Source organism: Streptomyces sp. 3N207 (genome assembly GCF_052246355.1).
Lineage (GTDB): Bacteria > Actinomycetota > Actinomycetes > Streptomycetales > Streptomycetaceae > Streptomyces.
Window position 1 is genome coordinate 330,512 of sequence record NZ_JBQQBV010000006.1, and the last position, 11,599, is coordinate 342,110.

The 11,599-nt window shown below is 68.5% G+C and carries 10 protein-coding genes and 1 pseudogene; 10 read left to right on the forward strand and 1 reads right to left on the reverse strand.

What is annotated here, in order from left to right; all coding sequences use genetic code 11:
• Positions 1-22: 22 nt before the first annotated feature.
• Positions 23-712, reverse strand: a complete 690-nt coding sequence (locus tag ACTWP9_RS12945) for a DUF6882 domain-containing protein (protein ID WP_443246220.1) — start codon at positions 710-712, stop codon at positions 23-25.
• A gap of 172 nt (positions 713-884) precedes the next feature.
• On the opposite strand from ACTWP9_RS12945, the gene ACTWP9_RS12950 reads away from it, so the two are divergent.
• The 10 genes and pseudogenes from ACTWP9_RS12950 to ACTWP9_RS12995 form a co-directional block, all read left to right on the forward strand.
• A complete protein-coding gene (locus tag ACTWP9_RS12950; RefSeq protein ID WP_443246248.1) occupies positions 885-2,855 on the forward strand; it encodes an APC family permease in 1,971 nt (656 codons plus the stop codon).
• A gap of 263 nt (positions 2,856-3,118) precedes the next feature.
• Positions 3,119-3,208 carry a K(+)-transporting ATPase subunit F gene (gene kdpF / locus ACTWP9_RS12955; protein ID WP_443246221.1) on the forward strand — a complete coding sequence of 30 codons (90 nt, stop codon included), beginning with the start codon at positions 3,119-3,121 and terminating at the stop codon, positions 3,206-3,208.
• Positions 3,209-3,216: 8 nt separating this feature from the next.
• The gene (gene kdpA, locus ACTWP9_RS12960) at positions 3,217-4,881 is read left to right on the forward strand and encodes a potassium-transporting ATPase subunit KdpA (RefSeq protein WP_443246222.1); all 1,665 of its coding nucleotides are present in this window, start codon (positions 3,217-3,219) and stop codon (positions 4,879-4,881) included.
• On the forward strand, positions 4,878-7,034 hold the full coding sequence (gene kdpB / locus ACTWP9_RS12965; protein WP_443246223.1) for a potassium-transporting ATPase subunit KdpB: 2,157 nt from the start codon (positions 4,878-4,880) through the stop codon (positions 7,032-7,034). Before kdpA ends, kdpB begins: the two co-directional genes overlap by 4 nt.
• Before the next feature lie 5 nt (positions 7,035-7,039).
• A pseudogene (locus ACTWP9_RS12970) lies at positions 7,040-7,707 on the forward strand (potassium-transporting ATPase subunit C).
• Positions 7,708-7,880: 173 nt separating this feature from the next.
• Positions 7,881-8,441 (forward strand): hypothetical protein, encoded by a 561-nt coding sequence (locus tag ACTWP9_RS12975; protein WP_443246224.1) that lies wholly within the window; start codon positions 7,881-7,883, stop codon positions 8,439-8,441.
• Positions 8,442-8,601: 160 nt separating this feature from the next.
• The gene (locus tag ACTWP9_RS12980; protein ID WP_443246225.1) at positions 8,602-8,691 is read left to right on the forward strand and encodes a K(+)-transporting ATPase subunit F; all 90 of its coding nucleotides are present in this window, start codon (positions 8,602-8,604) and stop codon (positions 8,689-8,691) included.
• Positions 8,692-9,065: 374 nt separating this feature from the next.
• Complete coding sequence (locus ACTWP9_RS12985) at positions 9,066-9,584, forward strand: toxin-antitoxin system HicB family antitoxin (RefSeq protein WP_443246226.1); 519 nt, start codon at positions 9,066-9,068, stop codon at positions 9,582-9,584.
• A 109-nt stretch (positions 9,585-9,693) separates the two neighbouring features.
• Entirely contained in the window at positions 9,694-10,536 is an 843-nt protein-coding gene (locus ACTWP9_RS12990; RefSeq protein WP_443246227.1) for a DUF4097 family beta strand repeat-containing protein, read from the forward strand.
• Positions 10,537-10,613: 77 nt separating this feature from the next.
• On the forward strand, positions 10,614-11,599 hold a 986-nt coding region (locus tag ACTWP9_RS12995; protein WP_443246249.1), incomplete at its 3' end, for an ATP-binding cassette domain-containing protein.

Here is an 11,599-nt window from a genome sequence, read left to right on the forward strand (position 1 = left end):
CTTACCGGAACATCGGAGGCGCTCAGGGCGAGACCTTGCCCCGGACGCCCGCGATCCGCCCGGCAGCATCGAAGTCGACCTCGACCGCGTTGCCGCCGGGCAGGTCGGCGACGATCCGGTCGCCCTCGACGCGCCGGGGCACGCCGTGGTGGTCGAAGTACCCGCCGACGACGTGCCGGGCCGAGTACCCGATCAGCCCCGCTCCGGTGAGCAGCGTCCGGGGCAGCGTGACCGGATCCAGGCCGACGCGGGGAACCTGTGCGTCGTCGGGCAGGAAGTAGACCTGCGTGCCCCCTCCCGCCGGGACGCCGATGTACCCGGGTGCCTCGGCCACTCCCATCCCGGTGAAGGCGAGCATCTCCGCCGCGCGCCGCGGGTCGTCGAACCCGGAGAGTTGCAGGACCCCCTCGGACAGTTCGGCGATGCCCTGCGCCCGCCCGTACCGTTCCACGGCGGCGCTCAGGGCAACCACCTCGGTTCCCTGCAGGCCCGGGTTCGCCCAGCCCCACATCCAGGACTGCTCGTCCATGTCGTAGGTGCCCAGCACGGCCACCCGCAGCTGAAGCTCCCCCTGCTGGTAGAGGCAGGACGGCAGGTCCGCGGTCCACGGCCCCTCGGGCAAGAACGCGGTCAGGGCCTCGAGTTGGACCGCGCCCCACGCGGCATGCCGTTCGGCCTCGAGGAGGAACGCTTCGCTGAATTCACTCGCCATGCCCCGACCCTAGGGGGGTGCGGCAACCGCATACCGAGCAGGGGTCGGTCGGCCGTCATCGCCACACCGCTCTCCGCGGGGTCCTCTGCTGGCGTAACAGCCCGGGCGGCGGCCGGGGGAACCTGCCTAGGCTCGTGCCGTGGTCAAGGTCACCGGCGTGCTGAAGCGGCTGATGATCGGCCGTGCGCTGCGGAGCGAGGAGCTGGGGGAGACGTTGCTCCCCAAGCGACTGGCGCTGCCGATCTTCGCTTCCGACCCGCTGTCGTCGGTGGCGTACGCCACGGAGGAGATCCTGCTGGTCCTCACCCTCGGCGGGATGGCGTATCTGCACTTCACCCCGTGGATCGCCGCGGCGGTCGTCGCTCTGCTGGCGGTGGTGGTGATCTCCTACCGTCAGGTCGTACGCGCCTATCCGAGCGGCGGCGGCTCGTACGAGGTGGCTTCGCGGAACCTGGGAGCCAACGCCGGTCTGGTGGTCGCCGCCTCACTTCTCGTCGATTACGTGATGACGGTGGCCGTGTCGGTCGCCTCCGGCGTGGACAACATCATCTCGGCGGTGCCTGAAGCGGCTGGATACCGGGTGCTGCTGGCCATCGGCTTCGTCGCTCTGCTCACCGCCATGAATCTGCGCGGCGTACGCGAGTCGGGGCGAACGTTCGCCGCGCCCACCTACCTGTTCGTCGGCGGGGTGCTGATCATGGTCGGCACCGGGTTGTTCCGCTATCTGCTGGGTGATGCGCCGGTCTCGGAGAGCGCCAAGTACGGCATCGAACCCGAACCGGCCGACGCAAACCTGGTCGGCCTCGCCCTGGTGATGCTCGTCCTGCGTGCCTTCTCCAGCGGCTGTACGGCCCTGACGGGTGTGGAGGCGATCTCCAACGGGGTTCCTGCCTTCCGTAAGCCGAAGTCGAAGAACGCCGCGACCACCATGGCCGCCATGGGGATCACCGCGATCACGATGTTCGCCGGGATCACCACCCTCGCCGTCGTCGCGAAGGTGCACATCACCGAGGACCCCTGCCATCTGACCGGGCTCCAAGGGAACTGCTCCTCGTACCACCAGCGCACCGTGATCGCCCAGCTGGCGGCCTCCGTCTTCGGCGGCGAGAACAGCTTCGGCTTCTACTTCATCCAAGGCGCGACCGCGCTCATCCTGATCCTGGCGGCGAACACCGCCTTCAACGGATTCCCGCTCCTGTGTTCGATCCTGGCCCAGCACCGCTATCTGCCCCGTCAGCTGCACAGCCGCGGTGACCGGCTCGCCTTCTCCAACGGCATCCTCGCGCTGGCTGCCGCGGCAGGACTGCTGCTGTGGGGCTTCAAGGCCGATGTCACCAGCTTGATCCACCTGTACATCCTGGGCGTCTTCACCTCGTTCACGCTCTCCCAGACCGGCATGGTCCGGCACTGGAACCGCGAGCTGCGCGTCGAGACCGACCCGAGGCTGCGCCGCCGCCATCGGCTGATCCGGGTCGTCAACGCGCTGGGGGCGGTGTTCACAGGTCTGGTGCTGGTCATCGTGCTGGCCACCAAGTTCACGCAGGGGGCCTGGCTGGCGGTGGTCGCCGCCGTGATCCTGTGGCTGATGATGCACGGCATCAAACGCCACTACGACGCCACCGCCGCCGAGCTGGCGGTCACCGAGCCGCAGGAATTGCTCCGCCCGCCTTCCCGCGTGCTGGCGATCGTGCTGGTCTCCACCCTTCACAAGCCCACACTGCGCGCCCTGGCCTACGCCCGCGCCTTCAAGCCCCAGCGGCTCGAAGCCCTCACCGTGGCCGTCGACCGCGACGAGGAGCGGACGCTGGAGCGCCAGTGGCAGGACCTGGACATCGATGTGTCACTGACGGTGCTGGACTCCCCGTACCGGGAGATCACCCGCCCGGTTGTGGACTACGTCCGCTCCATCCGCCGGGAGAGCCCACGGGATGTGGTCGCCGTCTTCATCCCCGAATATGTCGTGGGCCACTGGTGGGAGAACCTGCTGCACAACCAGTCGGCGCTGTGGCTCAAGGGCCGGCTGCTGTTCACCCCGGGGGTGATGGTGATCAGCGTGCCCTGGCAGCTCACCTCCTCCGCCCGCGCCGACCGTCCGGCCGCCCGCGCACCGGGCTCGGTTCGCCGCGGCGAACCGCCTCACTGACGGACACCGGCCACTCCGCCTGCGTTACCGCAGGTCAGAGCATGACGCGCGAGGCGAAAGGTCAGGAAGGCGTCAAAGGCGGTCTTGTGGCCGTAAGAGGCCCGTCAACGGAAGGCTCAACTGGCTGAAAAGGCGCTTTCCTCAAGGGGTCATCTCAACCCCGAGCCTTACTGAGGAGCACCGATGGCCGACCTGGCCTTCGTTGTCACCACGATCGCGGTCTTCGCGCTGGTGGCGTTCATTGCCAAGGGGGTGGCGAAGCTGTGACTGCCGAGAACATCGTCGGCCTGATCGTGGCCGTCGCCCTGCTGGGCTACCTCGTCCTCGCCCTGGTGCGCCCGGAGAGGTTCTGAGCACGCATATGAGTCCGTTCCTCGCCGCCGTACTCCAGCTCGGCGCGCTGATCGGCGCGCTCGCCCTGGCGTACCGCCCGCTCGGCGACCACATGGCCCGCGTCTACTCCTCCGACCGCCATCTGCGGGTGGAGAAGTGGATATACAAGGCCATCGGCGCCAACCCCGACGCCGAGATGCGCTGGCCCGCCTATCTGCGCGGTGTTCTGGCCTTCTCCGCGGTCAGCGTGCTGTTCCTGTATCTGCTGCAGCGGCTCCAGGGCTCGCTGCCCGGTTCGCTCGGTTTCTCCTCCATCGACCCGGACCAGGCGTTCAACACCGCCGCTTCCTTCGTCTCGAACACCAACTGGCAGTCCTACTACGGCGAACAGGCCATGGGCCACGTCGTGCAGACCGCCGGTCTGGCGGTGCAGAACTTCGTCTCCGCCGCCGTCGGTATCGCCGTCGCGGTGGCCCTCGTACGAGGTTTCGCCCGATCCCGCACCGGTGAGCTGGGCAACTTCTGGGCCGACATGGTCCGGGGCGTGGTCCGGATCCTGCTGCCGATCTCGGTGATCGGCGCGCTCGTGCTGGTCGCCTGCGGTGCCATCCAGAACTTCTCCGGCATCCATGAGGTCGGCCAGTTCCTGGGGGACCCGCAGCAGTGGAACGGCGGCGCTGTCGCCTCGCAGGAGGCCATCAAGGAGCTGGGGACCAACGGCGGTGGCTACTTCAACGCCAACTCGGCCCACCCCTTCGAGAACCCGAACGGGTTCAGCAACCTCTTCGAGATCTTCCTGATCCTGCTGATCCCGTTCGCGCTGACGCGCACCTTCGGCCGTATGGTCGGCAGCGTGCGGCAGGGGTATGCGCTCCTCGGCACGATGGTGACCATCTGGATCGGTTTCATCCTCCTCATGTGGGCCATCGAGTACGCGCATCACGGCCCGGCCTTCGAGGTGGCCGGCGGCGCGATGGAGGGCAAGGAGACCCGATTCGGGATCGGTGCATCGTCGATCTTCGCGGTCTCCACGACGCTGACCTCCACCGGTGCGGTCGACTCCTTCCACTCCTCGTACACGGGGCTCGGCGGCGGCATCACCATGCTGGGCATGCAGCTGGGCGAGATCGCGCCGGGCGGTGTGGGCTCGGGGCTGTACGGCATGCTGATCATGGCGATCATTGCGGTGTTCATCGCGGGGCTGATGGTGGGCCGTACGCCCGAATACCTCGGCAAGAAGATCGGCACCCGCGAGATCAAGCTGGCGGCCTGCTACATCCTCGTCACCCCGGCGCTGGTGCTCGGCTTCACCGCCGTGGCGATGGCGCTCCCCACCCCGGCGCACTCGATGACCAACAGCGGCGCGCACGGATTCTCCGAGATCCTCTACGCCTACACCTCCGGGGCCAACAACAACGGCTCGGCCTTCGCCGGGCTGAACGCCGACACCCAGTGGTTCAACACCACCATCGGGCTGGCGATGCTGCTGGGCCGGTTCGTGCCGATGGTGTTCCTCCTGGCGCTGGCCGGCTCGCTCGCCGAACAGAAGCCGGTCCCCGCGACAGCAGGCACCCTGCGCACCGACAAACCGCTGTTCGCGGGTCTGCTGGTCGGCGTGATCATGATCGTCGCGGGGCTGACGTACTTCCCGGCGCTGGCGCTGGGCCCGCTCGCTGAAGGACTGGCTGGATGACCACTCGTACAGAGAAGCAAGAGGACTCGATGTCCACCGCCACTTCGACCCGGGCTCCGCACGGCGACGTACCCTCCGGGCACAAGACCCCCGAGGGCCGGGTGGGCGCGGGCCTTTTCGACCCGAAGCAACTGGCCAAGTCGCTCCCGGACGCGCTGCGCAAGCTGGACCCCCGGGTGATGGTCAAGTCCCCGGTGATGTTCGTGGTGCTGGTCGGTTCGGTGGTCACCACCGTCCTGGCCGTCAAGGACCCGGGGGACTGGTTCGGCTGGGCGATCACCGGCTGGCTGTGGCTGACCACGATCTTCGCCAACCTGGCGGAGGCGGTGGCCGAAGGGCGCGGCAAGGCGCAGGCCGACACGCTGCGCCAGGCGAAGACGGACACGGTTGCCCGGCGGCTCTCGAAGGACGGCGAGACCGAGGAGCAGCTGCCCGGTAGCGAACTGCGCGTCGGCGATCTCGTCGTCTGCGAGGCGGGCGACATCATCCCCGGCGACGGCGATGTCGTCGAGGGCGTCGCGAGTGTCGACGAGTCGGCGATCACCGGCGAATCCGCTCCCGTCATCCGGGAGTCGGGCGGCGACCGGTCCGCCGTCACCGGCGGTACGAAGGTGCTCTCCGACCGGATCGTCGTCAAGATCACGACCAAGCCCGGTGAGTCGTTCATCGACCGGATGATCAACCTGGTCGAGGGCGCGGCCCGGCAGAAGACGCCCAACGAGATCGCGCTGAACATCCTGCTCGCCTCGCTGACGATCGTCTTCCTGCTGGCGGTCGTCACGCTGAAGCCCTTCGCGATCTACGCGGGCGCGGACGGGCAGACCTCGCTGATCGTGCTGACCGCGCTGCTGATCTGCCTCATCCCGACGACCATCGGGGCGCTGCTGTCCGCGATCGGTATCGCGGGCATGGACCGGCTCGTCCAGCGCAACGTACTGGCCATGTCCGGGCGCGCGGTCGAGGCTGCCGGTGACGTCTCCACGCTGCTGCTCGACAAGACCGGCACCATCACCCTCGGCAACCGCCAGGCCGCCGAGTTCGTGCCCGTCGAGGGGACGACGGCCGCCGAGCTGGCGGACGCCGCGCAGCTGTCCTCGCTGGCCGACGAGACGCCCGAGGGGCGCTCGATCGTCGTCCTGGCAAAGGAGCAGCACGGGCTGCGTGAGCGCCACGCGGGCGAGCTGGAGCACGCCGAGTGGGTGCCGTTCACCGCCCGGACCCGGATGAGCGGCGTGGACCTCACCGAGGACGGCGCGGCCCGCAAGGTGCGTAAGGGCGCGGCCGGTTCGGTGCTCGCCTGGGTCAAGGAGCGCGGCGGTCAGCCGGCCGACGACGCCGAAGCGGTCGCGAACACTGTCTCCGAGGCGGGCGGCACCCCGCTGCTCGTCGCCGTCGAGGACGAGACGGGCGCCCGGGTGCTGGGCGTCATCCATCTCAAGGACGTGGTCAAGGAGGGCATGCGGGAGCGCTTCGTCGAGCTGCGCCGGATGGGCATCAAGACCGTCATGATCACCGGTGACAATCCGCTCACCGCGCGGGCCATCGCCGAAGAGGCGGGAGTCGACGACTTCCTCGCCGAGGCCACCCCCGAGGACAAGATGGCGCTGATCAAGCGCGAGCAGGCCGGCGGCAAGCTCGTCGCGATGACGGGTGACGGCACCAACGACGCGCCCGCGCTCGCCCAGGCCGATGTCGGCGTGGCCATGAACACCGGCACCTCGGCCGCCAAGGAGGCCGGGAACATGGTCGACCTCGACTCCAACCCGACCAAGCTCATCGAGATCGTCGAGATCGGCAAGCAACTCCTCATCACCCGGGGCGCGTTGACGACCTTCTCGATCGCCAACGATGTGGCGAAGAACTTCGCGATCATCCCAGCGATGTTCGCCGTCGCCTACCCGGGCCTGGACAAGCTCAACGTCATGCACCTGGCCTCGCCCCAGTCGGCGATCCTCTCGGCCGTCATCTTCAACGCGCTGATCATCGTCGCGCTGGTACCGCTCGCCCTCAAAGGCGTCCGGTACCGGCCGATGAGTGCGGACCGGATGCTCCGCCGCAACCTCGGGATCTACGGCCTCGGCGGACTGGTCGCCCCCTTCCTCGGTATCAAACTCATCGACCTGCTCATCTCCCTCATCCCTGGCATCGGGTGACGACCATGAACACCTCCGTACGCAACACCGCACGCCTGCTCGGCGCCGGTCTGCGCGCCCTCCTCGTCCTGACGCTGGTCTGCGGCGTGCTCTACCCGCTCGCCGTCACCGGCATCGCACAGGGCCTCTTCCCCGGCAAGGCCAACGGCTCCGAGGTCGAGAGCGACGGCAAGGTCGTCGGCTCCGCGCTCGTCGGCCAGCGCTACGACCTGCCGCTGAAGAAGGGGCAGGAGACCGCCGACCCCGATCTGAAGTGGTTCCAGCCCCGCCCGTCCAACGGTCTTGGTACCAACACCGTCAACACCCAATACAAACTCCTGCTCTCCGGCGCCACCAACCGCTCCGGCGACAACAAAGAGCTGCTCAAGTGGGTCACCGACGCCAAGAGCGCCGTGGTGAAGGACAACAGCACCCCGGATCACAAGGTCAAGCCGTCCGACGTACCGCCCGACGCGGTCACCTCCTCCGCCTCCGGCCTGGACCCGCACATCTCACCCGCATACGCCCAACTCCAGGTCCACCGCATCGCCGAGAAGAACCAGCTGCGCGTCGGGCAGGTGGAGAAGCTGGTCAAGGCCCACACCGACGGCCGGATCTCGGATTCATGGGAGAGCCACGGGTCAACGTCCTCGAACTCAACGTCGCACTCGAAGAACTGACCGGGAAGAACTGACGACGTTACCCGTAGCAGCCGGGCTCGTAACCGAATTGCGGCCGGCTCCGCCCCGCCCTGTGCGGACCAGTGGACCGGTAATCCGTCAGGTGGGTGTCAAAAGTCACTGACCCGCCGTAAACGGACCGTCAATTCCGCCTCAGCGGCGATAGCCGGTCATTACCGTCCCTGCCATGAAAGGGAATTCCGCGGGGGCTGCTCCTGGAAGCGAAGCCCACCGCGGCGAGACAGCCGATGCCGAGGTGTACGACACCGCCTGGGCCGCGGGTGCCCGGCACGCAGTGGTGTGCGCAGCATCGCTCTTCGGCATGCTGCTGTCGGTCGACGCCATCAGCGCCATGCTCACCCCGTGGCGCGCGGGGATCTGGTCCGCCCTGGCCACCCTCCTGTTGGTCGTCCTGATGCCGGCGAGACTCTCCGCCGGCCCGGGGTGGCTCCGCTCGCGCGGACTGCTGTGCGAGCGGCGGGTGCGAACCGACCGGCTCGTGGCGGCGCACTGGTCGGGCGGAGTATCGGAACGCCTGGTGCTGCGGGACACGGACGGCGCACGTGTCGAGATCGACCCCAAGGTCCTCACGGAGAACCCCCAGCTGTGGCGCCGGCTGGACGCGGATGTCCGGTACTGCGCCGAGCGGGGAACACTCCGGTGCGGAAAGACATCACTGCGGAAGATGGCCCGAGCCATCGACCGGGAAACAGCACGCACCGTCTTCAAGGTCTCAGGACTGGACTGAGTCACTCCGCACAGCTTCCACCGTCCTCGGAACCTCGCTTCGTCAGAGCCTCGTCAAGCCCCGATTCACCGGCGACAGCAATACGTCAAGACAAATGTGCTCCGTGCCCTGCGCCGGTTCAGATGGAACCGCACACGTCGTCGCTGAAGGAGCGGGTGGAATGGCAGCAGGCAATATCGCAGGACTGATCCTGGCCGCCTGTCTGATCGGTTACCTCCTCTTGGCGCGAAAATACCCGGACAAGTTCTGATGCGGGAACGCGAGCACCCCGGCATGGCAGCGACTCGACACACTCATCCGCGCACAACTGGACGCGTGACGCGACGCGCACGGACGCCGGTCCGGCTACGTACGCACCACCCCTTGGGACATCGTCCGGCATCACATGGCACTGGATGGTGCCCCGATGCCGCCACTCGACGCCATCCAGTGCCATCCGACGCCAGATCGGTGCCATGTGATGCCACTCCGCGCTCCCGGAAGAGCATGAGCACGCGTGCTGCCCCAATGATTCAGGTCGCCCGCTTACTGTTTCCGCAGTTCAGAGCGGGTCGCCCGCAACTCGCCCCACATATGGCGCCGCCCGGCTTGCGTTTGGCGCCATAATGGTGCCATGATGACGTCATGGACCTCACCCCGTATGTCGACATCCTTCGCCGCGAACTCGCGGTGGCCGCCGAGGCCGGCGGTGACGAAGCCCGCGAGCTGGCCGAGAGGCTCACCGTTCCTCTGGAGTCGGCGACCCGGCTGACCATGCTCAACGTGCTCTCCGCCGCGATGGACGAGATCACCCGCGAGCTCGCCCCCGGCTCGGTCGACGTACGGCTGCGCGGGCTGGATCCCGACTTCGTGGTGACGCTGCCGCCTGCCGACGGCGGACCCACGGAAGCGGCCGCTGCGCCCGTCGAACCGCTCAAGGCGCAGGCACCCGCCGACAGCGACGAGGGTGGCACCGCGCGCGTCAACCTGCGTCTGCCGGCCCACCTCAAGGCCCGCGCCGAGGAGGCCGCGAACCGCGAGGGCCTGTCGGTCAACGCGTGGCTGGTGCGCGCCGTGTCGGCCGCGGTCGAGGGCGGCACCCGGCCGCGTACGCCGCAGAGGACCCAGAGCATCGGACAGAGCGTCACGGGCTGGATGCGCTAGCCGCGCCCCCACCCGCGCCCCCACCCGCGCCCCCAAAGCAACCAACACAGCACCCACACCACGTCCCACCAGCGGGGACGCACTCAAGACCCATGAGGACGGTACAGCCATGCCTAATTTCGACACTCCCGGACCCATCTCGGCCACGGCGCGCGTGGAGGCCGGTTCCATCCAGTTCACCGCGGGCGACCGCCTCGACACCGTCGTCGAGGTGCGGCCCCGCGACCCGAAGAAGGACCTGGACGTGCGGGCGGCCGACCAGACCGAGGTCACGTACGCGAGCGGCGTACTGACCGTCACGACGCCGAAGTCCAATCTGTTCGGCCGCACCGGCGTCGTCGACGTGGCCATCGAACTGCCCACGGGCTCGCGCATCGACATGACCGGCGCCTGGACCCAGGTGCTCGGCGAGGGCCGGCTCGGCGAGGTCCGTGTGAAGAACTCGTCCGGCGATGTGCGCCTCGACACCACCGGGCCGCTGGAGCTGAAGGCATCGCACGGCTCGATCACCGTGGACCGGGTCGAGGGCGCGGCCGAGATCACCACCAGCTCCGGCAGCATGCGCGTCGGCCTCGTCGACGGCTCCGCCGTCCTGAAGAACTCGCACGGCACCACGACCGTCGGCGCCGCGACCGGCGAGCTGCGGGTGAGCGGCGCCAACGGCGACATCGAGATCCGGCGCGCCGAGGACTCGGTCACCGCCACCACCGCACACGGCACCCTGCGCGTCGCCGAAGTCGCCCGCGGCATCGTTCAGTTGGAGACCTCCTACGGCGCCATCGAGGTCGGCATCCGCGAGGGCACGGCCGCCTTGCTCGACGTCCACTCGGGCTCCGGGCAGGTGCGCAACACGCTCACCGCCTCCGAGGCCCCGGAGAAGACCGAGGACGCCGTCGAGGTCCGCGCCCGGACCCGCTACGGCAACATCGACGTCCGCCGCGCCCGGGCCTGAACACCGGCCCCGCCAACTCACCCACTCCTCCAGTCACTTCAGCCTCCGAAAGGGAGGGCTCCATGCCTTCTTCTGTCATGCCCACATCCAGGGCTGGTGAGGGTCCGCAGCCGCCCGTCGCCGTCTCCGCCGTCGGTCTGCGCAAGTCGTACGGCGACAAGACCGTGCTCGACGGCATCGACCTGCACATGCCCGCGGGCACGATCTTCTCCCTCCTCGGCCCGAACGGCGCCGGCAAGACCACCGTCGTCAAGATCCTCTCCACCCTCATCACCGCCGGCGGCGGCCAGGCCCAGGTCGCGGGCCACGACATCGCCACGGCGCCGGACGGAGTGCGCGCTGCGATCGGCGTCACCGGGCAGTTCTCCGCCGTCGACGGCCTGATCACCGGCGAGGAGAACATGCTCCTCATGGCCGACCTGCACCACCTGTCCCGCCGCGAGGGCCGCCGCACCGCCGCCGAGCTGCTGGAACGGTTCGATCTGACGGAAGCCGCGAAGAAGCCCGCCTCCACCTACTCGGGCGGCATGAAGCGCCGCCTCGACATCGCCATGACGCTGGTCGGCAACCCGCGGATCATCTTCCTCGACGAGCCGACAACCGGACTCGATCCGCGCAGCCGTCACAACATGTGGGGCATCATCCGCGAGCTCGTCTCCGACGGCGTCACCGTCTTCCTCACCACCCAGTACCTGGAGGAGGCCGACGAACTCGCCGACAGCATCGCCGTCCTCAACGACGGCAAGATCGCCGCCCAGGGCACCGCCGAGGAGCTGAAGCGGATGATCCCCGGCGGCCATGTCCGGCTCCGCTTCTCCGACCTGTCCGCGTACCAGAGCGCTGCGCTCGCGTTGCGCGAGGTCACCATCCCCCAAGCTCTCGGCTCCGCTCGAGCAGGGGGTGCCCCCACCGACGAGTCCCTCACGCTGCAGATCCCCAGCGACGGCAGCCAGCGCGAACTGCGCTCCATCCTCGACTGGCTGGACTCCGCCGAAATCGCGGCCGACGAACTGACCGTGCACACCCCCGACCTCGACGACGTGTTCTTCGCCCTGACCGGTGG